This window comes from Microbacterium sp. SW12, from assembly GCF_055391095.1.
Genome location: NZ_AP024335.1, coordinates 1,340,692 through 1,363,624, shown reverse-complemented (window position 1 = coordinate 1,363,624; position 22,933 = coordinate 1,340,692). Strand labels below are relative to the sequence as shown.

Here is a 22,933-nt window from a genome sequence, read left to right as displayed (position 1 = left end):
TCAGGCCGTCCAGAGCTCAATGCCCTTGCTCTTGCAGAGCTGGGCCAGGTTGGTCTTGAGTTCGTCGTCGCCCTGGAACGCATCCTCGAGCACGATGATCCGCGTCGGAGACTCGTCAACGAGTGCACGGAGCTGCTCAAGCGTCGGCTTGACGTGCTCGTTCAGGTAGGCCAGCACGGCGATGTCACCATCGCGATCGCGCACGAGACGGACATCGAGGCCACCAACCTCGGCAGCCGAGATGTCCTCGGTCAGCGAGTAGCCCTGCTTGAGCAGAATCTCGGTGAGCAGATCATCAGCAGTCGCATCGTCGGTCGCGCTGTCACGGAGGCCGAGCAGGTGCTGCTGCAGTGCGTCCTCTTCGACATCGCTCGACAGCCGCCACTTGGCGAAGTTCGTGTCAGACAGTTTGTAAGAGCGGAACCCCAAGTCAAGCGGCGCTCCATGCGTTGCTAGTTGTTCCGCTTGCCGTTCTGCAACTTTATTGGCCGCCAAAGCAATGCGTTTCCTCGAAACGTCGGCGATAGTCCTATAACCTCTGGCTCGCGCAGTCGAAGGCTCAGACAATGGTTCAGGAAGTTGAATCGCGATGTACTTGCGAGACCCCCCGTCCTCCGCATTCAGCTCCATCACAGCGTGTGCGGTCGATCCAGACCCTGCGAAAAAGTCAAGAACGGTTGCCCGCTTATCTGTAAGTGCCACCGCTTGCACAACTTGCTTAATGAACTCGACAGGTTTCGGATAGTCGAAGTACTCGTCCATACCGAGCTCGGCTAGATCGTTCTTTCCTTGCTCGGAAAGAACTCGAATAATCGAGTAAATCTTCGAAGTTGCCGCTGCGACCGGAACCAGCTCATAGATGACGTGCATTCCGACATCAGGCCTAGGTTCGAGATGGAGTTTGCCGTCAGCAATCTTCTCGTCGATCTCGCGCTTCTTCTCAGTGCCTTTGACATCTTCGAGTTCCTCGTAGAAGCAACGTCGATCCAGAGACTTGTCATACTTCCCAAAAGAACGCCTTACAACATCATCATTCTTGAGATAGTCGACCCCATCGATAGTCACGACCGGCTGCTGGATCACTTTCGGCCTCAGAAGCGGCGCGAAACGTCCGATATTCTTGCAGACTGCAATAAGGTAGTCATGGCCGCGCACTACGAACTTTGCTTGGCCACCACCCTTGGCGCGTTGGTGAATAAGCGTGCCGATCACGTTCGACTCACCGAATATCTCCCGACACATAAGCAACAGGTTCGCTGCCTCAGCGTCATCGATACTTATGAAGATGGCCCCGTCATCAGCGAGCAGGTTCCGCGCGAGTTTGAGGCGCGGGTACATCATGTTGAGCCAGTTGGAATGGTAGCGACCCTCAGTCTCGGCGTTGGTCGTGACCTTCTTGCCCTCCTCGTTGACCTGGCGCGTCCACTCGAGGTAGGTGTCGAGGCCCTCCTTGTAGTTGTCCGGGTAGACGAAGTCCTTGCCGGTGTTGTATGGAGGGTCGATGTAGATCAGCTTGATCTTCGCGTGGTAGTGCTTCTGCAGAATCTTGAGCACTTCGAGGTTGTCGCCCTCAATGAAGACGTTCTTAGTCGTGTCCCAGTCCTTCGAGTTTTCGAAGTCGGGCTTTAGCGTCGCTGTGGTCGGCTCCTGCGCCGCACGGAGGGCGCGCTTCTTGCCGGGCCAGAAGAGTCCGAACCGTTCGTTGCTGTCGGCCACGTCGCCGTCGAGCAGTTCCTTGAGCTTCTCGACATCCACCTTGCCGTCGGCGATTGCCTCAGGAATCAGATCGGCAAGCTGCGCTGCCAGCTCGGTCTGGAAGTTCGGAGTAGTGGATGGTGTTTCGTAGATCTCGTCGGTCATTCGGGTGATTCTCTTTCATGATCTTAACAATTTGCGTCGGGTTTGTGAATGACCCGTGGTCTATGTGGCGATCCGCCAGCGAATCGTAAACAGGTGCTCGGTCTCCTGGGTTCCCTCGAGCGACTGCTCGAATAGCTCGAGGTACTTATCGGCCTCGGCCCGGAGCTTCTTGCGCGCGTCCCGGAAGTCCTCGTCGGCCTCCTCGGCACGCTGCTCCCACTTGCGGGCCTCCTTCTTGAGCCGCAGTTGCTCCATCGGATCGTCGGCCTGCCGGGCGAGCTTGCGGGCTTCCTTCTCCTTGGCGCGGTACTCGCGGATCTTGCCCTCGTGCTCGGCCTTACGATCCTGCTGGTTGCGGTAGAGGAGTTCCTCCTGCTGGTCGTAGTAGCGAGAGTTACGACCCTGGACTTCCTTCTCCAAGTCCGCACGTCGCGCATCCAGGTGCGGCGTGAAGCGGCTCTCGTCTATCGTCACGGGCCCTGTGCCGACGTCGATACAGGCGAGGTCGAGGATGTCTGCGACGTACTCCTCATCGAGCCACCGGCCGTCGTCAGTCAGTGCGCCGGCGAGCATGTAGGACTCGGAGACGTCCTCGTCGCGCGCCTTCATGCGGAAGGTCGCGACGCTGACGGTGAGCTCGCCGCTGGTGCCCTCGAGTGCGCGGATTGCGCTGCTGACGCGCTTCGACTGGCTCAGCGAGAAGGTCAGCTCGCGTGCCGGGGTGTCGTGGGTCTTGGCGGTCTCGACGACGTGCTGGGCCAGGGGGCTCGCGTAGCGGTACTGGTGGGCGTTCTCCAGCGGCTGGGACTTGAAGAAGTAGCGTCCGGTCGGCGCGTCCTTCACGGGCGACTGGTTCAGCACGAAGGTGCGCCCGTCGCCTTCAAAGGTGGCGTGCTGGTCGAGTTCGTGCCGGGTTACCGCGAGCAGTAGACGTTCGAACTTATTGAGCACCTCACCGGACTGCGTATCGTATGCCTTGAGGCGATCTTGCACGTGGGGATCGAGGTTGTCGAAGACCTTCGCCTTGGCGCTGGCCATCTCGCGCGAGATCTCGCCCGCGTACTGCTCTTCCAGTTGTCTGAACGCGGAGTCCAGCTCGTCGGCGGTTCTGCAGCGGGTGAGGATGTCGCTGATTGTCTTCTCGAAGTCGAGTCCGTCCTCGATCGCACCGAGCACCTCGTCGCTTGCGCCGAAGACGCTGGAGAACAGTTGGAACTTGTTCGTCAGCAGCTCAAGGATGCGTTGTTCGGCGATGTTGCCTTTGTTCGAGAAGTTCACGACGACGACGTTGTGCTTCTGCCCGAAGCGGTGCACGCGTCCAATGCGCTGCTCAACCCGCTGCGGGTTCCAGGGCAGGTCGTAGTTGACGAGCATCGAGCAGAACTGCAGGTTGATGCCCTCTGCCGCAGCCTCGGTCGCGATCATGATCGTGCCCTCGGTGCGGAAGTAGTCCACGAGCGCCTTGCGCCGATCCACGGCGGCGATACCGGTGATCAGGTCGCCGTCTCTGTTCTTCTCCAACCACGCCTGGTAGATCGCGGTCTGCTCCGGGCCATTGTTCGTACCGTTGAACAGAACGAGGCCCTTGCCGCGACCGGCCTCCCGCAGCGAGCGGGCGATGTACTCCTGCGTCTTGGTCGAGTCCGTGAAGATGATGGCCTTCTCGGGAGCGCCCAACTTACGCAGCCGTTCGAAGCCAAGGTCGAGTGCCTCACCGAGTTTGACGGCCTTCTGGTTCTCCGTGATCGAACGGGCAAGCGTCGCGTACTCGCGCAGCTCGGCAACCTCGGCACGCATCGCCTCCAGTAGCGACTCGTCAAGGGGCAACGACGACGGGCGGGAACCGTTGGCGGTGCCGTCGATCTCCTCGGCTTCCTCCAGTTCCTCGCTGGTGATCTCATCGTCGATGGCAAAGTCGGTTGCCACGAGGCCACCGCGACCATCGCGGCGCTGCCCGGCAGCGACCTCATCGGCCAGGCGGTTGGCGATGTTCTCCAGCGTGCTTGCGACGGCATAGGTCGACGAGCCGAGGCGCTTACGGATGATCAGAGCGGAGAGGTGACGCTGGCTGCCCGCGAAGGCGAACAACTCGTCGCGCTGCAGGTAGTCGTTCACCAGGTCGTAGAGCCGCGCCTCGTCCGGCGACGGGGTGAACTCAACGGTCAGCGGCAGGCGCTTGGTGAAGTGGATGTACTTGTCGGCGTCGCGCCGCAGCGTGCGCTTCGAGACGGTCGCGACGCGCTCGACCAGATCGTCGTCTCCGCCGAGGTCTCGGTTCTTGACGTACCGTTCCCGGAAGGCGTCGAGGGAGTAGAAGTAGCCCGGGTCGAAGATCGACACTAGCCCGTACAGTTCCTCGAGCTTGTTCTGTAGCGGCGTCGCCGTCAGCAGCACCGTCTTATGGGCGCCTTTGACGATGTGCGCCACGGCCTCGGCGGCTTTCGTCTTGCCCGTCCAGTAGTTCCGCAGTCGGTGTGCTTCGTCCGCGACCACGAGATCCCACGCCTTGAGCAGCGAGGTCTCATGCCGGAGCGCGAACTCGTAGGAGCAGATCAGCACCTGTGCTGAGCGTCCGCCCGCGGCAGCAAGCAGCGAGTCCTTCGACTTCGGATCGAGGATGACAGACGGGATCAGGAACTTCTCGTAGAGCTCCTGCTGCCACTGCTGTCGCAGGCTAGACGGGGCAACGATCAGGATGCTGCGGCGGCGCTCGGCCCAGTACTGCGAGATGACGATGCCCGCCTCGATCGTCTTGCCGAGGCCGACCTCGTCGGCGAGGATCACGCCCGCCAGGAACGGCGTCTGTAACGCGAACAGCGCCGCATCGATCTGGTGCGGCTTCGGCTCCACCTTCGCGTCGAACAGCAGGCCGGCGAGCTTGCCGACGTGGTCGTTGGCGTAGCTGCGCTGCAGCTCGTGCGCGTAGTACTTCGCCTGGTAGTTCGTAAGCGCTGGCGTCATTTGCTCGCTACTCTCGCTCGCGACACGTGAAAGCACTCCCAGACTGCTAAGGCCCCGCTCAGCAGGGTCAGACTAGCGCAGCGGCTGGCGGCTAGGACATGCTCGGTTGGCGTAGCGTTCACCGTGTTTGCCACAAAGGGTCAGAAGCCAGGATCCGCACCTCGGCGAGACACATCGCTATTGTCTATGCAGTTCTTGCGCCACGGGGGTCAGCACATGTCCAAGTACACAGTCCATCAGCACTCGGTCGAGACTCTCCTTTCGTGGGTCAAGTCTGGGCAGGTCGCCATCCCCGAGATGCAGCGACCCTTCGTGTGGGACTCGACGAAGGTCCGGGACCTTCTGGACTCGCTGTACAACGGCTTCCCGATCGGGTACCTCATCACCTGGCAGAGCGCCGACGTGGGCTTGAAGGACGGATCCGTGTCGGCCTTTCGACAGATCCTGATCGACGGTCAGCAGCGCATCACGGCGATGACCGCCGCCCTCGTGGGACAGGAGGTCGTCGACAAGAACTACCGACGCAAGCGGATCAAGATCGCGTTCAACCCCATCACCGAGCAGTTCGCCACGCAGACACCGATCCTGGATCGTGACCCCGCCTGGATCTCAGACGTGGCAGAGTTCCTCAACTCGTCTTCAATGTTCTCGGCGACCCGGAAATACATGGAAGCGAACGAGCACATCGACGCAGACGGCGTAGAAAAGGCACTCGAACGTCTGGCTGGCATCCGCCAGGCCCAAGTCGGCATCATCACACTCGCTGAAGATCTCGACATCGAGACCGTCACCGAGATCTTCATCCGCATCAACTCCAAGGGTGTGGCGCTCAGCAGTGCTGACTTCGCCATGAGCAAGATCGCGAGTCACGGGCAGATCGGGAGCGATCTGCGCAAGCTCATCGACTACTTCTGCCATTTGGCAGTCGCGCCGCACGTGTACACCCATATCGAGAAACACGACACCGCATTCGCGGCATCCAGGTACCTAAAGTCAATTGCTTGGCTGAAGAACGACAACTCAGACCTATACGACCCGACCTACACCGACGTCATCCGCGTTGCGGGAATCAAGGAGTTCTCACGTGGGAAGGTCGCCGCGCTCGTGAGTGTTCTATCAGGACGCGACTTCGAAACCCGCACCTTCAGCGAGGAACTCGCAGTCGAGTCGTTCAAGCGCCTCGAAAGCGTGTTGCTCGAGATCGTGAATCAGTACAACTTTCAGCAGTTCACCCTCACGATCAAGTCGGCCGGCTTCATCGCCCCTCGCCTGATCAGTTCGAAGAACGCCCTCAACTTCGCCTACGCGCTGTATCTCAAGCTTCGTTCCGAGCGGGCGCTGAATGAGGGGCAGATCAAGTTCGTTGTTCGTCGCTGGTTCGTGATGTCGGTGCTGACCGGCCGGTACACCGGCAGCTTCGAGACCGCATTCGAAGCCGACATCCGCCGGATCAACGAGATCGGCGCCCTGCAGACACTGAGCGACATTGAATCGTCGCAGTTGGCTGACACCTTCTGGGATGTTGGCCTTCCAATGGAGATGGAGTCTTCGTCGGTACGGAGTCCTTACTTCCTTGCTTTCCTCGCTGCACAGATCCACACGCAGGCGCGCGGCTTCCTGTCCAAGAACGTCACGGTCTCGAGCATGGTCGAAGAAGTCGGCGACATCCATCACGTGATCCCGAAGAACTACCTCGTTTCGAACGGAGTGAACGACCGCGGCGACTATAACCAGATCGCCAACTTCGCTCTCACCGAGACGCCGATCAACATCTCGATCAAGGACGCCGCCCCCGCCGACTACATGGCGCGTGTCGACCAGCAGGTCGCCGATGGGGTGCTTCGGCTCGGCGAGCTCGCGTCAGAGGTCGAGTTGGATGCCAACCTGCGCGCGAACGCGATTCCGGCGAGTATCCGGACGACCACAGCGGAGACGTACGGCGCGTTTCTCAAGGAGCGGCGGGCGCTGATGGCGAAGGTGATCCGGGACTATTACTTCTCGCTCTAGGAGAGAATCCTGGGTTGCCTTGGCGCGCCGCCAGCATCGAGCACGCGGCCGCACCGACCTGAACGATGGTGAACGTCCACATGAAGACGTTGCCGGAGCGTACGGCGCAGATGACGAAGAGCGCAAAACTTGCAATCACAGCCAAGCCCGCGAGAGTCCAAACCTGCCGTGGTCGATTGGTGAAAAGAGAAGCGAGCGTCGTGAGCACACCCACACCGGCGAGAATTGCCTGCGGCGCGTACTCCGCGCGTGCGAGCTCAAGTTTCGGTAGACCGATCAGGGACAACGAAACGCTCCCCATTACGGTGGCCCCGCCAGCTACGAGGGTGAATGTGAACCCGCGCCATTCCATCCAAGTGTTATTGGTCGGCGCTTGGCCACCGGACCGATTCGTCCCCACGGGGTCAGGTTAACGACGAGCTCCTCTGTTTGCCATTGCTTAGCGACTGCAGGGGTCACGGAGTGCCGAGGCTGGGCGGTGCCCCCACCGCTCGCCGAAGCGCCTGTCCGTACAGGGCAGGGTCATCGCGGGTCGTTGATGAAACGACGAGGTGCCGGGACGTGATCCGTCGGGAGAAGTCGATGCCATAGGGAAGAACGATGATGGAGTCGATGCCGTCCCGCCACGCCTCGATGAGATCGGAGAGGCTCCTTCGTTCGGGTGCCTCATCGAGTCGTCTGGGCACATCGTGCAGGGTCCGCATCCATTGCCACAAGGCATCCCGGTCGATGCCTTCGCTTCCGTACTGCGTCTCCCACATCGGCGGGAGGTGAGCGGCCAGTTCGGCAAGCGCAGCCTGAGGGTCAATCCGCCCTGCATCCCGGTATTGGATTCCTCCGCCGTCCACGTGCCATGCCCAAGCGGCGTTCCACGTATCGACCCAACGCTCAGACCAGACATCCGGCGACGGCGATTCTGGACGCATTGAGTCTCCGGGCGCGGGTGGCGGCGCCAGCGCGGGGATGTCCACATCTCGAGCGATGTCCCACACTTCGCGGACGAACAGCAGCGTGAGCAGGTTGTTGGGCTGATCGACGCTGATCACCATGTCGTGGGGCCAGGGCTCGCCCGACAGCTCGTGCACAGACCGCATGTCGCCTCCTTGATCACACCTGGGCGCTCTGAGCCCCGATGGAGACTGAGACTGAGACGCCGTCTACACAGTGTGACGGACTTAGAGACGCGAAGCTCGACCGCGTTCTCGGGAAGCTAGGCGAAGACCTCGACGCGTGCGGCCACGCCAGGAACGTTCCCGAGGCCCCTGTGCGTCAGGATGGGGTGAGACACCAGCACTGCTGACCTTCGCACTGCACGGGGCGAGAACGGACCAATACTGAGATGACGATGACGGTTGCTGACGTCGGCACCGATGATGGGGCTATGGCTCCTCGTGCTGACCGGCCCAAGAGGCGGACGTTCACCGCCGAGTTCAAAGCGGCGATCCTGGCCGAGTACGACGCCGCGGACCGCTCTGGGCGTGGGGAGATCCTGCGCCGGGAGGGCCTGTACACCTCCCACATCATCGAGTGGCGCAAGGCCGCGGCCGCCGGCTCGCTGTCCGGGCTGGGCAGCAAGCCGCGGGACCGGCGCGAGCGGGAGCTGCAGGCGCTACGGGCCCGGGCGGAGAAGGCCGAGGCCGAGCTGGCCAAGACCAGGGCGGCGCTGGACCTGATGGGAAAAGCACACGCGCTCTTGGAGACGCTCTCCGAGAGCGCGGACAAGCCGCCGCGGTCGCCGCGGTGATCAACCCGGCCGTCGACGGGCTGGCCGAGCACGTCGGCACCGCGGCTGCGTGCGCGCTGCTGGGTCGCTCCCGCGCCAGTCACTACCGGGCCAAGAACCCGCCACCGCCACGTCCACGGACACCGCGGCCGGCACCGGCGAACAAGCTGTCCGCCGCCGAGCGGGCCCACGTGCTGGCCGTGTTGACCAGCCAGCGGTTCGCGGACAAGTCGGTCGCCCAGGTCTGGGCCACGCTGCTGGACGAGGGCACCTACCTGTGCTCGATGTCCACGATGCACCGGATCCTGCGCGAGCACGACATGGCCGGGGAACGGCGCCGGCAGGCGAGCCACCCGCCCCGGACCCGGCCCGAGCTCGTCGCGACGGCGCCGGGGCAGGTGTGGAGTTGGGACATCACAAAGCTCAAGGGGCCGGAGCGGGGCGTGTACTACGACCTGTACGTCGTGCTCGACATCTTCTCCAGGTTCGTCGTGGGCTGGACCATCGCGGCCCGCGAGGACGCCGAGATCGCCAAGAACCTGCTCGAGCACGCCATGGGCATCCATGGCGTGCCGGAGGCGATCCACGCCGACCGCGGGACCTCGATGACCTCCAAACCGGTCGCTCAGCTGCTCGTCGACCTCGGGGTGGCCAGGTCGCACTCCCGCCCGCACGTGTCGAACGACAACCCTTACAGCGAGGCGGCGTTCAAGACGCTGAAGTACGCCCCGGTCTTCCCCGAGCGCTTCGGGTCCCTGGCCGACGCCGGCGCGTTCGCCGAGCAGTTCTTCGCCTACTACAACCACGAGCACCGCCACTGCGGGATCGGGCTGCACACCCCCGCCAGCGTCCACTTCGGCACCGCCGGGCAGGTCCGCGCCCAGCGCCAGGCCACCCTGGACGCGGCCTACGCCGCCCGTCCCGAGCGCTTCGGCCACCGCCGACCCCAGGCGCCCAAGCTGCCCGAGGCCGCCTGGATCAACCAGCCCTCACAGGAGGCCCTCATACAGACCGCCTGACGGAATCTGTCTCACCCGCCTTGACACTTTCCGGGCGGGCGTCACAGGTCACAAGCGTGGCATTCGTGAGTTCGGCAAGCGCGAGGTATCCAGCATCGTAGGTTGTCACGTTCGCCCGCAGCTGCCACGCCCGCGCCGACAGAAGGTGCCACGGCCAGAGGTCGATCGGAAACTGGGCGAAGAGGTCGCGCGCGGCATCCGTTTGCACTGTCGAGATCTTTCGGCCCCGCTCCAGGCCACGCAATGCACTGTCAACCTCGGTGGGCGAAAGGTGCGGCGCGAGCAGCGTCGCATCCGCGAGACGGGCCGCAATGCGGTCTCCAAGCTCGCCACCTGACGCGACCATGGCCACAACGGCTGATGCGTCGAGCACCACGAGCGCGGATGCCGCGCGGTCGGCATCCGTTGTCACCGACGCCCCTCGTTGACAGCGGCGACGATCTCGTCCGCTGTCAGGGCGGGATTCACACTGGCGCCCAGTCGCGCTCGCACCGCTGCGTCGGCCGCGCTGGGCGTGCTCGCGGTGCGGACGAACTCCGCGCTCAGGAACTCCTGCAGCGACCTGCCCGACCGCGCCGCGCGGGCAGCGAGCTCGTCGCGCACCTCATCGGGCACGTTGCGGATCGTGATGTTCACCGGCATGGCATCAGGGTAGGCGCGGATGCCTGCATTCTGCATGCATTCCTCCCCCATCGCGTACTTGTTCTCTCGGATCCCCAACTCACTCCACCTGCGATCTTGCTACTTCGGTAGCATCCAAGAGTGGTGCATGTGAAAGTCAGCCTCAGTCTCAGCACCGATGACCTCGCGTTCCTCGACGACCAGACGCGGGCCGGCGTCTATTCCAGTCGATCCGCGGCGGTGCAAGACGCCGTGCGGGTGCTGCGCGAAGAACGACTCGCGGATGCCTACGCCGACGCCTTCGCCGAACCTGCCGACGACGCGTGGGATGCAGCATCCGGCGACGGACTTGCGCGGCGGTGACAGATCCTGTGCGCGCGTTGCGGCGCGGTCACGTCGTGCTCGTCGATCTCGACCCAGCCGTCGGATCCGAAGCCGCGCGAACTCGCCCGGCCATCGTTGTCAGCAACGCGACGGCAAACCTCAGCGCTGCGCGCACCGGGCACGGGGTGATCACGGTCGTGCCGGTGACCTCGAACATCTCGACGGTTCATCCGTTTCAGGTGCTTCTCTCGCCGGAAGAATCGGGACTCCCCCGGCCCAGCAAAGCCCAGGCAGAACAGGTGCGCGCTGTATCGATTTCGCGTGTGAGCCGCGTCACTGGCCGCATCACCGCTGAATCGCTCGGCGCTCTCGACGACGCGTTGCGGCTGCACCTGTCTTTGTAACGGCGCTCAGCCGGCCGCATCCGTCGCTTCCGGCAGCGCCGCTGCTTTGCGCTCCAGCACTGAGCGCTGCGCGCGGTTCTCGGTCATCGCGGCAGCCCGAAGCAACTCCTCCCGCGCTTCGCGCGACCTCCCGAGTTGCGAGAGCAGCTCACCGCGGACGCTCGGCACGAGGGGTGATCCGCTGAGCTCGCCCCGCTCGACGAGATCGTCCACCAGCCGCAGGGCCTCGGCGGGACCGGCATCCATCGACACCGCCACTGCCCGATTGAGCTCGACGATCGGGTTCGGGGCGATGCGACCCAGGATGTCGTAGAGCACGACGATGCGCGCCCAATCCGTCTCAGCCACGCTCGGTGCTACCGCGTGACACTCGGCGATCGCCGCCTGCAGGGCGTACGGCCCTCGCGCGATGCCCCGCGCCCGTGCCACCGCGTCAGCGCGTGCCAGCACCTGCCGGGCGCGCGCGATCTGACCGTGATCCCATCGGCGCCGATCCTGATCGGCCAGCAGGATGGGGGTGCCGTCGCGCTCCTCGCGGGCACCGAAGCGCGAGCGCTGAAACTCCATGAGGGCCAGGAGTCCGAGCGGCTCGGGTTCGCGCGGCAGCAGCTCGGCCACGATCCGGCACAGGCGGATCGCTTCGTCAGCGAGATCGGGACGGGTCCAGCGGTCGCCGGATGTCGCGACATACCCTTCCGTGAAGAGCAGGTAGACGACACCGAGCACACCGGCCAGGCGCGCCCGCCACTCGCTCGCGGGAACCGACTCGAACGGCACCTGCGCCTCGGCGAGGGCCTTCTTCGCCCGGGTGATGCGCGCCTGCACCGTGGGGACGCGAGTGAGCAGCATCCGGGCGATCTCTTCGGTCGAAAGTCCGGCGACAACCCTGAGGGTCAGGGCGACCTGCGACTCCCGCGAGAGCACCGGATGACACGCGATGAACACGAGCCGCAGCACGTCGTCGGGGATCGGTTCCCACTCGTCTTCGCGGGCCTCGCCGAGATCCCGCGCGAGCACGGCGTAGCGGGCATCCAGTTCACCGCGTCGCCGCCACGCGTCGATCGCCCGTCGCTTGGCGGCCGCTGTCAGCCATGCCCCGGGATTGCGCGGGATGCCGTCGCGCTGCCAGGCGACAAGCGCCTCGGCGACGGCATCCTGCGTCACATCCTCAGCCAACCCGACATCGCCCGTCATGCGCGCGACGGCGGCGACGATGCGGGCACCCTCGATGCGCCAGAGCGCGTCGACAGTGCGACGGATCGAGGTGTCGATGGCGGCCTCAGCCAGCCTCGGGCCGGGCCGCAGCCTGCTCGGCCTCGCGCCACTCGACCTGCTTCTGGAGGTACTCGTTGTCGGCGAAATCGGCGAAATCCGACTCGTCGGTCACGCGGCGCACCTCGATCTGGTTGCCGGGGGTGAGCGGGGCGCGCTTGGCCCACTCGAGCGCCTCTTCGACCGTGGCCGTCTGCACGATCCAGAACCCGTTGAACAGTTCGTGCACCTCGCCGTAGGGCCCGTCGCTGACGACCGGGGTCTCGCCCGAGAAGTCGACGACGTACCCGGGCTCAGGCGCGAGGCCATCCCCACCGACCAGGACGCCCGCGGTGACCATGGACTCGTTGAACGCGCCCATCGCGTTGATGACGTCTTCCATGTTCATCTCGCCATACGCCTCGACCGCTGCGGCGTTCGCTCGCATGATCAGCATGTGCTTCATTGGTGACTCCTCCGTCGTCATGGTGTGGTCCGGGGACTCCCCCGCCACCGCACTCCCTTCACTATCGCGTCGAATGGCACTCGGGGATATCGACATCGGGATCGAAAGTTCCCGGATGCCGTTTTTCAGCTTGTCCAGAGGGTCGCGAGCACGAGCGCAGTGGGTGCCAGAGGGAGGACCCAGCCGAGGAGTGCGTCGGTGCGGCATCCGTCGTCCCTGAGGCAAGCTCCGAGCGTCGTTCCACGTGACGGGTGTGGCGCTCGCCCCACCACCGCACCAACACGCTCCGCCTGAGCGCGTGGGAGGCCGCACCAGTGCGAAACGGCGCGCGACGAAGTGTTCGAGATCATCCGGGATATGCCCGGAACCCATGCTCGCGTCTTGGCGCGGCGTACGTTGCAGGTGAGCCGTCATGTCCCTTCCGCGACTGGCTCGGCCACCCGACAAGGAAGCACGACCGTGACCCCAACGGCTCCCGAAAACGCAGAACCCGGCGACTCAGCGATCGGCAGCGAACAAACCCGCACGACGAGGCGCCCCCGCCGGCACGGCGCGATCTTCCTCGCGACAGCGATCGTGGCGGTCGTCGCCCTCATCGCGGCAGGCGTCGTCTGGTTCGCCCTCCCTCGCGAGACGACCGTGACCCACGAATGGGGTTCCGGCACTCTCACCGTCCAGGCCACGGGCGTCGACCTCAGCATCGTCGAGGCGGAGCCGACACCCGAGCTGCTCGACGCCATCACCACGGTGGTGCCGACTTCGTACCTCGCCCCGACACCACTCGAGATCACCCCGACGGGCGACATCCCAGACACCGGCGTCACCCTGAGCTGGCAGCTGCCTACGCCCCTCCCCGAAGCCGCCGCCGCCACCTTCGCGTACTTCGACGAAGAGATCGACGCGTGGGTTCCCGAATACACGACGATCAGCGAAGACCGCCTCACCGTGACCGCCCTCGTGCACCACCTCTCGGTATGGGATGCCTTCATCTCTGCGACCGAAGACGTCGTCAGCGCGCTCGGCGACTATATCGTCGACTTCGGAGACGCCTACGTCGCCGGGTGGGAGACCGGATCCCAGCACCTGTTCCGATTCAGCCACGACCTTCTCGGGAACGCCGCAGCCAACCCCGTCTGTTCCGCCGACCTGCCCTCGTGGGTCGACGACACACTCATGAGCGACAATGTCGACGTCGACTACGGGCTCGGCGGTGATGCCGTGGGAACCGCCGCCGTCCTGCTCTGCACCGGCGCCGCCGAGGATGCGGAGTTGCTCGAAGTCCGTGCGGCCGCGAACCGCGGCTACGGCTTCCCCGTCACCTTCGCCGAAGGTGTCGTGCCCGTCTCGGCCGGCCTGTCGGGCGTCGAACCGACCATCGCAAGCGCGATCAGCGTCGGCATGAGCACCTTCTTCGACGGCGCAACCTCGCTCGGACTCTCACCCGACTCGTTCGTCTTCGCGACGCAGGAGTACTCCGCCACGTTCTCGCAGCAGAACCTTCGTGACGCCGCCGCGGGTCGGATCATGGAGTTCGGTCTTCCCAACATCGTGCAGGTCGCCGTGTCCTCGACCTTGAAACTCGCCATGGATCAGATCGCGGGCGAAGAGGATCTGGTCGTCGGCGGCATCCTGACCGTCCTTGCGGCGCTCGAGAACTGCGACCTCACCCAACTCTCTACGCTTCAGGATCCGGCCGAGACGACGCTGTGGCTCGCGGGATGCGCCGCGAGCTTCGACATCGACATGGTCGCCGATTCCGTCGAGGTGATCACGAGCGACGTGGACGGCAACCGCAACGCCGCGGCGACACCCGCACTGAAGAAGATGGCGAACGCCGTGAAGATGCTCCTCCTCCTGAGCGCCGCGCAGACCCTTGTCGACTACATCGGCGATCTCAGCACCGAGTCCATATCGAGCTACCCAGCATGGTTCGTTCAGGTGCAGCTCAAACCCGAGCCGCCGACCCTCGAAGCACTCTTCGGCACCTACACCCGCTCAGATTCCTACGGATTCAACACGTTCACCTTCGGCAGCGACGGAATCTTCCTCAGCGCCTGCTCCGCCTGCGGCGGGAGCGACCAGCTCGCGTCGCTCGGCGGCTCGACGTGGGACGGGCAGTGCTACACCGTCGAGAACCTGATTACGACACCCGGGGTCGACAAACCGTATGTCGAGACCTGGCTGGCATGCCCGGCAGGCTTCGGGGGTCCCGGCGACGACACGATCGACCGGTTGGGATCGATCTTCCGCGACTTCGCGCCGACCTGGTACCTCCGCGACTGAGTCGGACGTGCTGCTCGTGAAGCACACCGACACCATCACGTCGCATCCCAGAGCCGCTCGTAGTACCGCATCCGCCTCTCATCCGGCGCGACGCCAGGATGCATCGCTGTCGGCTGCGCGCGACCTGCCTCGCGGGCTCGCAACGTTCGACTTCGAAACAACGGGCCCGCCGCCACTACTCGGGCCGGGACAGTCCGCTTCGTGAGGCACTGGCACGTTACGCGGAGTTCTTCGACCTCTTCGAGACGTTCGACGGGTACGTCTCCTCCTGGCTTCTCGATGGCCTCGTGGCCGGAGGCGAAATCGGGTTCTTCCATCCTTTCCCCGACTTCGCGACTCCGGCTGTGCCCAAGACCCTCGACGACTATGTCCGGTACGTGGAGGCGAGCAACGCGTTCGTCGCGGCGCGAGACGAACGGATTCGAAGTTGCGACCCGTCGACCTCCACTTCGCAGCTCAACTGGGTCTCGCGGGCGACGGTAGTTGGATCTCAGTCGAGATGCGGGTGAATGTGGCGGTGTCCGAGAATTGGGATGCCAGCCGGTACACACCCAGGAAGCGGTAGTAGACGGCACCGAGCACCGGGTCACGGAACTTCGCGAAGACGACGCGTTCGACATCCTCGTACGGGTGTGTCTGCCAGTCACCGAGACGCTGCTCGACGATCGTCTCGCCGTCCCCGCTCAGCCGGTTGTCCCAGTCGTCGCGCTTCGGTGCTCCTTCTTGGGCGAGGTGCGGCATCCAGAGCTGACGACCGTCCGCGAGCGGGAACACCGCCCGCTGCCACCCCTTGTGGTTGTATCCGAAGAGCCGCGTGACGTGGTGCGTTACCTGCATTTGCGCGTCGTCCTCGACGGTCAATCGCCCCTTTGCCCGCCAGTAGTCGGGGTCGAAACGCGCGCCGAAGGCAAACGGGGTAAATGTACCGCCCGAGAGCGCGGCCTGCTTGCGGCTTCGGACGTCATCGATGAAGGCATCCACCTTGTTGCGGAACTCATCCCGCTCGCGCACCTGGCCGATGCCCAACCGCACGAACTCGAGGTTCGCAAGGGTGAGAACGCGCTGCTCGCGGGCCTTGTCGGCATCTTTACTCCCGGCCGCTAGGTGATGCAGCTCATCCACCTCGAGCGCGACTCCGAACTGGGGGAGATAGAGGTCGAGGAGCGCAAGCCCATCGCTCGTGTGCACGGCCTGCTGCGTGACGAGTTCGATCTCCGGGTCATCGAGACGGTGCAGGATGCGACTGATCGCGTAGACCTCGTGCTTCTTGGTCTGGATCTTCTGCAGCATCCGCGCGTAGTAGTCGAGCTCCGACGGCGGGGTGCGTGGGGCGCGCTTGCGCTTCGGCCTCTGCTCGTGACCCGGCTGCTGAACTTTCATCGCAAACTCCGATTCGGCCTTCTTGACAATCACGAGTAGACCTCCTCAAGCGCGAGGGGATCCTCGCGGTCGTGTGCGCATACTTCGGTGTCTATTTCAGTGGTCACTTGTCTCTCCTAACGACAGGTTCACTCCACAGGTCCGTAGACATCAACGTGCTGGGAGAGCGGGTTCGCGCAGCCGGGGGCGTGCACCTGGGCAAGCCGCACGAGCGAAAGCGCGTAGTGCCGCCCGCACAGAGTGTCAGCGTGAACGTGCGCGTCATCGCCGGCGCCGTGAGAGGTCATGATGCGGTGAGTCGGGGCCGCGGTGCAGACCGTCTCGTCCCAGGAACAACCACGGGGGCGATCGGCATCCGACTCGCTCTCAATGAAGACGCCGTCATCCTGCTTGACTCGCGTGTTCACTTCTCCTCCTTCGCGAGCGCATCGCGGAAGATCGCCTCCGCCCTCGCGATGCCCACGTCGATCTGTTCGTCGGTGAGCGTCACGTGCTCGTCGAGCCACTCTCCCCACTCGGCCTCGAACCGGGCGCGGCGCCGATTCCGCGCCGTCCGCCTTCCTGATTCGTGCGCAGAGAAGGTCACGGTCGCGCCGTCGTTGTCCACCTTCGCTTCCAGCAGCGTGTAAGCCGTCGGGACCACGATCGCGGCATCCGTGCCGATCACGTGGATCGCGAGCCACTCCCCGACCGAGGTCGCGTCGTCTGCGTCGCGAGCCGCCGGCGACATGTCACTCACCTGAGGTGCCTGCACCGCAGTGCCGGCGACCTGCGGGTGGCGATCGATCTCGGCATCCGCGACCAACTCGCTCCACAGCAGCACCTTGGTCGCCCAGCACGACAACACCTCGGATCCCGACATGTTCGTCCACACGATGGGCTCGATCTCGTCGACCGCGTGGAGCGCGTCGCCCCCGTCCCGCGCGAAGCTGACGCGTTGCGCCATCCACTCCTGCCGGTCGAACTCGGTGGACATGAGGATCGGGCGGTACGGGACCGCACCGTCGGGAAGGATGTCTCGCAGGAATGCTCCGGTGCTGACCAACCTGCTTTCGAAGGCCGGCATCCGCGTCACATCCGCGAATTCGACCGACACCTGAGTTCCGGCGAGAGCACTCGTGAACCACCGGCGCAGGTCACCGCGGGTCCACAAGCTCCTCAGACTGACCTCGTGCGTCGAATACGCGACGATTCCCCACTCCGCCCGCCCGACCATGGATTCAAGATCGTCACCGGCCCACCGGCTCTGGCGCCCGTGATCTCGGCCCTCGGCATCCCGCGACTGGATCTCCCACACCCAGTCGTCGACGGCCCCCTCCCCCTCGAGCTCCCGGGTGAAGGGGTGTTGCAGGCGCTCGGCGAACACCGGTGGCTCACCGGAGACGATCATCGACTCCATCCGGCGCAGACCGAAGTGGGGATGCTCCGTGCCCGGATCATCCTCGAACGGGTCGAAACAGTACGCGTTCGCGATGACGTAATCGCACGGCGACCCGTCCCTCGCCAGACCGCGGACACGCCACCCCCAGTAGCCGGCGAAGTCGCCGCCGACGTCGCTTCCATCGAAGAACTCGAAGTCGGTGGGCCGCAGCGCGGCACGATATGGCGGCGCGTAGTCGTCGGACATGAAGTCCGTGATCGGGAAAGTCATCCCCACATCAACCTCCCGGAGACTCGTGCTTCGAGTCAATCAACGCCGCCTCACGCCGAGTGTGCATCGAGCCGTCCGGGATCGTTCGGGAACGGTGCATCGGGATGGAGCGGTCGTGGCCACGACTAGCCTCGACAGCCGAGCGGGGTATAAGAGGGGCGGTGCCGATGGCGACCGGATCGGCGGCGCAGGTGGACCACTACCGCGTGCTCGGCGTCGACCGTTCCGCGACGGATGCCGACATCCGCCGTGCCTTCCGCGGCAGAGCCCGCGAGATCCACCCTGATGTGAACACCGGGATCGATACTGCCGGACGCTTCCAGGAGCTCGAGTACGCATACTCGGTGCTCATCGATCCGGAGTCGCGACGATGTCACGATGAGGAGTTGAGCCGCCGCGACATCCCCGATCCGCCGGCCGATGTGTCGGCCCCATCTCCGCCGCGACCCTCCTCAGCACAAGCGCGCACCGCCCATCCGCAACCGGAACCAGTCCGTCCCACATCGAAGAGCCGACCGGATCAGCCCCCGCGTGGGAAGCGGCGAGTGCGGCGCCGCGGGCGCGCCCTGCTGGGTGCCGCTGTGGCCGTGCTCGTCGCCATGGCGATCCTCCTCCCGTCGTTCTCGACATCGGCACCGACCGAAGAGGTCGCCGCCATCGCTGTGCCGACACCGGCCGACTCCCCCGTCGGCACAGACCTCTACGCGTCCTGCGCGGAGGTATGGGATGCCTTGGGGCGCCCGATCCTCTCGACGGATGTCGGGTTCTCGCCGTCGTTCGACGCGGATGCCGACGCCATCGGCTGCGAGGACGACCCGCGCACCGCGGGCGTCAACGAGGCATCCGTCGATTGGCGCGCCGTCTGGGAGTCGGCCGCGGAGTCGACGACAGCCTTCGCGGGCGCCGCATCCGATGCGCTCCGCGACATCGCGGCCTCACTCGCCCCCGCAACCGAACAGCTTCTCGATGACCTTCGGCAGCACCTGGGGTCGTGGCGGGATCAGGATGCCGCCACGACGGACGGCACCAGCGAGTAGCGGAACCAGTTCCACACCCAAGTGCGGTGCGTGCCCGCATTCTGTGCGACAGCGTCTTGCCGAACGAAGCCGAACAGCGTCGGAGGAGTTCGGTACGCTCTCGATCAAGGCCCGAGGGGGTCGGCAGTCGAGGGTCCGGGGGACAACCGTGCATATCGAGGAACACCCTGAGCACGTCAGGGTGATGGACCGTCTCGTCGCGGAACTTCAGCTCTTGAGACTGAATGCCGGCGACGTGAGCTACACGCAGATCTCGGACCGGGTCCGCGATCTGCGCCAGAGCCGCGGCGAAACGGGATCGACAGCTTTCGTCGGGCGCACCACGATCTACGACGCGTTCCAGCCGGGCAGGCACAGAATCAATCCGGACCTCATCGCCGATATCGTCACCGTGCTGGGCGAGGATGCCGAAGGTGCCGCGAGGTGGCGAGAGTACTGCATCCGGGCCCGCGCCGACGAGACCCGGCGACGGCGCGCTGATACTGCTGCGTTGGCATCCGCAGCGGACGAAAACGGCGTGCCACCCGGCGCTCAAACAGCAGCCCCGGCTCTCGCCGCGCGTCCGTCGCCTCGACCCGCGGATGGCGACCGGGACAACTGGTTCACCCGGACTCTCGGTGCACGCGGCGCGACCCTCACTCTGCTGACCCTCATCGTGATCTGCTGCGCGTTGGTCAATGTGAGCGGATCGCGACTCGCCGTCACGTTCGCGCTGCCTCTCTACCTCGACATGATCGGCACCGCGATCGCCGCGATCGCGGTCGGACCGTGGTTCGGTGTCGCGGTGGCGATCCTGAGCCATTCGCTCGGGGCCCTCGCGCTCTGGGAATGGCAGGGCCTGCCGTTCATGATCGTCAACATCGTCGGCGCCCTCATCTGGGGTTACGGCGTGCGATCGTGGCGGTTGGGCACGACCCCGCTGCGATACTTCCTGCTCAGCATCATCGTCGCGATCAGCTGCACAATCGTCGCGACGCCGATCATCATTCTCGTGTGGGGCGGGGCATCCATCAACGAGGGCGCCCAGGGAATCGCGGCGAACCTGCTCGCCCTCGGGCAGGGAGTGATCGGCGCCGTGCTCTCGGCCAACATCCTCACCTCGATCATGGACAAGCTCATCGCGGGATTCATCGCCATCTCCGTGCTCCCCTATGTCCTTGCCGCACTGCCCGCTCATGCCCGCGGCGTCGAAGTGATCCCCTCGACGATGCACGTGAGATTCCCGAAGGTCTTCGCGCCCGTCCCCGACACAGCCGACGCCTACCGCTGACCGCGCTCGCCCCCGTGTGAGCAGGAAGTGGAAGCCGTCGGGAAAGGAGATGCGTGATCGGGCTACCCGACCGGCTCCAGCTCGAGCAGCGTACCGGGACCGATGTCCACGACCACCGAGTCGGCGGGCGTCACACCGTCGGGCGCGGCGATCCGAAAAGTCGTCGGCCCCAGGTCCGCCGTGCACACCGGCCCACCCTCGCTCCGGAGCTCGATGCTGAACTGGCCGGGAGCCGTCATGTCCAGCGACACCGGAGCATTCGGGCATGAACTGCTGCCCCACGTGATCACGAACCAGTCCTCGCCGTTGTCTGCCCATACGACCGCCGGCTTCGGGTCCAGCCCGTCGAACTCGACGCTCGACGCCTCAGGCGGTAGGTCCCGGAGTTTCTCGGAGTAGAACGTGCTGCATCCGGTGAGCAACACCGCTCCCGCAAGCAGACCCGCGGCCACTGCCGCCACCCGATGCCCCACTGACCAATACTCTCGCCTCGCCACGCCCCCTACCCGAGCGACATCCGCGAACCGCCGCGCTCCCCTCCGGCGCCGTCCGCGGACTCACCCGCGCGGCAGGAAATCCGCCGACAGTGATCCCCCGTCGCCGGTCGCGGTCGTGGTCATCACCTCGGGGCCGCACACGACCTCGAGTCGTCCGGTCCACGCTTCGGGCGCGAGTTCCGAGGGGTCAGGAGCGTATGTGACCCCTCCCGCGGTGATCGACACCGCCGAGGCCATCTGCGCCTGATCCTGGGCGACGAGGTCGTACGCGGATGCCGACGCCGCAGCCCACGCACCGGTCTCGACGCCGTCGTGGGAGATCGTCTGGACGAACGATGAACCATCGGTCGACCCTGTCATGACGTACTCGGACGATCGAGCCGTGATCACATAGGTGCCGTCACGGTTCCAGTCCAGCCACAGCTCGCCTGTGACGTGCACCTCGGCCCCCGGGATCTCGGCGCGCATCATCTCCCCCAGAGCCGCGGCCCATGACTCGTTGTCCATGACCCACCGGCCGACGGGGCAGGTGCCGGCAGCGCCGAGCTGTGATGAGGACGCGGAGCCCTCCCCCGAACTCGCCGCGCCCTCACCTGCCCCGGAACCGTCCGAGCCGCCCGCGCCGGCACCATCGATCGCGAGCAACGTATCGGTCGGCGAGGGTGTCGGCGCACTGCTGCCGTCACACGCGCTCGCGAGAGCGGCGATGCTGAGCAGCGCAATGGCGGTGCCGGCAGCTCGCGCGGCACCTGTGACACCTCTGGCACCTGCCCCGAGCATCACGGCGTCGCGACCACGCTGATGTTGAGCGCGCCGTCAGAGGACAGATCCCAAATCAGGCTCACCGTCCACGTGCCGTTGTCCCACGTCGATTGCGCATAGTCGCCAGCGGTCATCTCATAGGTCTGGGCGAATCCGGCGCTCTCCAGAGCGCCGACGACACTGTCCAGCGTCGTCTCGTCGACACCGGTGTACGTGAGGTTCCAGGCTCCCGCCATCGCCACCGATGACTCGAGGGCGCCGGTCGACGGCAGCGGGACCTCGCCGGGGAAATCGTCGGGCACTTCGGTTCCCGCCGTGATCGTCATCTCGCCGTCTTCGCTCTCGACGGTCACGCTCCCGTCACCGTCGCTGTCGATCGAGACGCCGGTCTGATCCTCGATGAACTGCTCGATCGGGTTCGTGCACGAGGAGAGCACGAGAGATGCGGCGAACAGGGTCGTGACAGTGGCTGTGGCTGCGAGTGCGCGGCTGCGACGGAACATGGAGATCTCCTTAGACCAGTCAGGGACCCACCCAGCATCGAGTGGCTTCCCCCTCACTGCAATGAGTAAGAACTACTCACAGGCCGGGGCGCGGCGCCGACGCCAGCCGCGTCACAGCAGCAGCACCGCCTGCCGGGACCGGTTCGCCTAGGGCAACAGATTCGGGATCGCGAGCCGGCGCATCCGATCCCACGGCTCGGTCCATCCCAGGCGGTCGAACAAGCCGTCCAGCAGCATGGCGGTGAACCCCCAGACCAGGTGCTCGCCGGTCTCGGTGCGCACCTGAAACGCGGGGGCGCGGTGTCTGCGAGGGCCGCGATCGATGACTGTGCATCCGCGGTTCGCGGGATCGAGCAGGTCGGCGACCGGCGCACGGAAGACCGCCGCCGACTCGGCCACATCGACAGCGCGCACCGGCGACGGCTCGCGCCACCACCCCAAGACAGGGGTCACGCGATGAGAGGAGTACGGCAAGGGCACCTCGGCGAGGGTGCCCAGAACATCGACTCCGTCCGGGTCCAGTCCCGTTTCTTCCTGGGCTTCGCGTAGCGCAGCGGCGACGGGACCGGAATCATCCGGCTCCAGACGACCCCCGGGAAAGGCGACCTGGCCCGCGTGCGAACGCAGCGTCGTCGCCCGCGCCAACAACAGCACGTCGAGATCCCGCGAGACGGCTGCGGCACTCGCCCGGTGGGCGCTCGGCGCGTCATCCAGAACCCCGAACAGGATGAGGACGGCAGCGGGTCTCGCATCGGGGTCATCGGGAAGCCCGAGCAGCGCAGCCAGGCTGTCGCGGCGCGCGGCCATCGGGTCGGTCGACACGAGCTGAAGAAGCTGCCGGCGTGCGTCCGGATGCCCGGCGGAGGCAGCCGCAGCGAGCCGGGCCCCGGGCGTGGCGCCCACCGGCCCCGCCG

22 protein-coding genes are annotated in these 22,933 nt (G+C 65.3%); 8 read left to right on the top strand and 14 right to left on the bottom strand.

Annotated features, from left to right (window positions below; translation table 11 throughout):
• A complete protein-coding gene (locus MICSW_RS06850; RefSeq protein ID WP_464498021.1) occupies positions 1-1,860 on the bottom strand; it encodes a site-specific DNA-methyltransferase in 1,860 nt (619 codons plus the stop codon).
• 60 nt (positions 1,861-1,920) lie between these two features.
• Complete coding sequence (locus tag MICSW_RS06845; protein ID WP_464498019.1) at positions 1,921-4,821, bottom strand: SNF2-related protein; 2,901 nt, start codon at positions 4,819-4,821, stop codon at positions 1,921-1,923.
• Positions 4,822-5,037: 216 nt separating this feature from the next.
• Between MICSW_RS06845 and MICSW_RS06840 the strand changes: the two genes are divergently transcribed.
• On the top strand, positions 5,038-6,828 hold the full coding sequence (locus MICSW_RS06840; protein WP_464498017.1) for a GmrSD restriction endonuclease domain-containing protein: 1,791 nt from the start codon (positions 5,038-5,040) through the stop codon (positions 6,826-6,828).
• 455 nt (positions 6,829-7,283) lie between these two features.
• Here MICSW_RS06840 and MICSW_RS06835 read toward each other — a convergent pair whose 3' ends face one another.
• On the bottom strand, positions 7,284-7,922 hold the full coding sequence (locus MICSW_RS06835; RefSeq protein WP_464498015.1) for a hypothetical protein: 639 nt from the start codon (positions 7,920-7,922) through the stop codon (positions 7,284-7,286).
• A gap of 251 nt (positions 7,923-8,173) precedes the next feature.
• Between MICSW_RS06835 and MICSW_RS06830 the strand changes: the two genes are divergently transcribed.
• A protein-coding gene (locus MICSW_RS06830) for an IS3 family transposase (RefSeq protein WP_370428832.1) occupies positions 8,174-9,570 on the top strand; the annotation gives its coding sequence in 2 pieces (ribosomal slippage) (positions 8,174-8,510 and positions 8,510-9,570; 1,398 coding nt in all).
• On the opposite strand, the gene MICSW_RS06825 is transcribed toward MICSW_RS06830, so the two are convergent.
• Both MICSW_RS06825 and MICSW_RS06820 read right to left on the bottom strand, forming a co-directional pair.
• Complete coding sequence (locus tag MICSW_RS06825) at positions 9,554-9,982, bottom strand: type II toxin-antitoxin system VapC family toxin (protein WP_464498012.1); 429 nt, start codon at positions 9,980-9,982, stop codon at positions 9,554-9,556. The two genes, MICSW_RS06830 and MICSW_RS06825, sit on opposite strands and share 17 nt — an antisense overlap.
• The gene (locus MICSW_RS06820) at positions 9,979-10,248 is read right to left on the bottom strand and encodes a FitA-like ribbon-helix-helix domain-containing protein (protein ID WP_464498009.1); all 270 of its coding nucleotides are present in this window, start codon (positions 10,246-10,248) and stop codon (positions 9,979-9,981) included. The genes MICSW_RS06825 and MICSW_RS06820 overlap by 4 nt, the downstream gene beginning before the upstream one ends.
• 84 nt (positions 10,249-10,332) lie before the next feature.
• On the opposite strand from MICSW_RS06820, the gene MICSW_RS06815 reads away from it, so the two are divergent.
• Entirely contained in the window at positions 10,333-10,554 is a 222-nt protein-coding gene (locus MICSW_RS06815; protein WP_464498007.1) for a ribbon-helix-helix domain-containing protein, read from the top strand.
• Positions 10,551-10,919 carry a type II toxin-antitoxin system PemK/MazF family toxin gene (locus tag MICSW_RS06810; protein ID WP_464498004.1) on the top strand — a complete coding sequence of 123 codons (369 nt, stop codon included), beginning with the start codon at positions 10,551-10,553 and terminating at the stop codon, positions 10,917-10,919. Before MICSW_RS06815 ends, MICSW_RS06810 begins: the two co-directional genes overlap by 4 nt.
• 6 nt (positions 10,920-10,925) lie before the next feature.
• Here the strand turns inward: MICSW_RS06810 and MICSW_RS06805 are convergent, their stop codons facing one another.
• A complete protein-coding gene (locus tag MICSW_RS06805) occupies positions 10,926-12,206 on the bottom strand; it encodes an RNA polymerase sigma factor (protein ID WP_464498267.1) in 1,281 nt (426 codons plus the stop codon).
• On the bottom strand, positions 12,199-12,636 hold the full coding sequence (locus MICSW_RS06800) for a YciI family protein (RefSeq protein ID WP_464498000.1): 438 nt from the start codon (positions 12,634-12,636) through the stop codon (positions 12,199-12,201). Before MICSW_RS06800 ends, MICSW_RS06805 begins: the two co-directional genes overlap by 8 nt.
• Positions 12,637-13,095: 459 nt before the next feature.
• Between MICSW_RS06800 and MICSW_RS06795 the strand changes: the two genes are divergently transcribed.
• Positions 13,096-14,919, top strand: a complete 1,824-nt coding sequence (locus MICSW_RS06795; RefSeq protein ID WP_363493359.1) for a hypothetical protein — start codon at positions 13,096-13,098, stop codon at positions 14,917-14,919.
• A gap of 98 nt (positions 14,920-15,017) precedes the next feature.
• Positions 15,018-15,428 (top strand): DUF6994 family protein, encoded by a 411-nt coding sequence (locus tag MICSW_RS06790; protein ID WP_464497996.1) that lies wholly within the window; start codon positions 15,018-15,020, stop codon positions 15,426-15,428.
• Here the strand turns inward: MICSW_RS06790 and MICSW_RS06785 are convergent.
• The 3 genes from MICSW_RS06785 to MICSW_RS06775 all read right to left on the bottom strand — a co-directional run bounded on the left by MICSW_RS06785 (position 15,376) and on the right by MICSW_RS06775 (position 17,950).
• A complete protein-coding gene (locus MICSW_RS06785) occupies positions 15,376-16,299 on the bottom strand; it encodes an AbaSI family restriction endonuclease (protein ID WP_464497993.1) in 924 nt (307 codons plus the stop codon). The genes MICSW_RS06790 and MICSW_RS06785 overlap by 53 nt on opposite strands.
• A gap of 128 nt (positions 16,300-16,427) precedes the next feature.
• Positions 16,428-16,706 (bottom strand): hypothetical protein, encoded by a 279-nt coding sequence (locus tag MICSW_RS06780; protein WP_228179538.1) that lies wholly within the window; start codon positions 16,704-16,706, stop codon positions 16,428-16,430.
• Entirely contained in the window at positions 16,703-17,950 is a 1,248-nt protein-coding gene (locus MICSW_RS06775; protein ID WP_464497988.1) for a hypothetical protein, read from the bottom strand. The genes MICSW_RS06780 and MICSW_RS06775 overlap by 4 nt, the downstream gene beginning before the upstream one ends.
• Positions 17,951-18,117: 167 nt before the next feature.
• On the opposite strand from MICSW_RS06775, the gene MICSW_RS06770 reads away from it, so the two are divergent.
• Together MICSW_RS06770 and MICSW_RS06765 are read left to right on the top strand one after the other, a co-directional pair.
• Positions 18,118-18,987, top strand: coding sequence for a DnaJ domain-containing protein (locus MICSW_RS06770; protein WP_464497985.1), 870 nt, complete (start codon positions 18,118-18,120; stop codon positions 18,985-18,987).
• A 235-nt stretch (positions 18,988-19,222) separates the two neighbouring features.
• A complete protein-coding gene (locus MICSW_RS06765) occupies positions 19,223-20,257 on the top strand; it encodes an ECF transporter S component (RefSeq protein WP_464497982.1) in 1,035 nt (344 codons plus the stop codon).
• Between the two features lie 62 nt (positions 20,258-20,319).
• On the opposite strand, the gene MICSW_RS06760 is transcribed toward MICSW_RS06765, so the two are convergent.
• The 4 genes from MICSW_RS06760 to MICSW_RS06745 form a co-directional block, all read right to left on the bottom strand.
• Positions 20,320-20,718 (bottom strand): hypothetical protein, encoded by a 399-nt coding sequence (locus MICSW_RS06760; RefSeq protein ID WP_464497979.1) that lies wholly within the window; start codon positions 20,716-20,718, stop codon positions 20,320-20,322.
• A gap of 96 nt (positions 20,719-20,814) precedes the next feature.
• On the bottom strand, positions 20,815-21,537 hold the full coding sequence (locus MICSW_RS06755) for a hypothetical protein (RefSeq protein ID WP_228179533.1): 723 nt from the start codon (positions 21,535-21,537) through the stop codon (positions 20,815-20,817).
• Positions 21,534-22,019, bottom strand: coding sequence for a KH domain-containing protein (locus tag MICSW_RS06750; RefSeq protein WP_464497974.1), 486 nt, complete (start codon positions 22,017-22,019; stop codon positions 21,534-21,536). The genes MICSW_RS06755 and MICSW_RS06750 overlap by 4 nt, the downstream gene beginning before the upstream one ends.
• A gap of 147 nt (positions 22,020-22,166) precedes the next feature.
• Positions 22,167-22,826 carry an NUDIX hydrolase gene (locus MICSW_RS06745; RefSeq protein ID WP_228178683.1) on the bottom strand — a complete coding sequence of 220 codons (660 nt, stop codon included), beginning with the start codon at positions 22,824-22,826 and terminating at the stop codon, positions 22,167-22,169.
• Between the last annotated feature and the right edge of the window lie 107 nt (positions 22,827-22,933).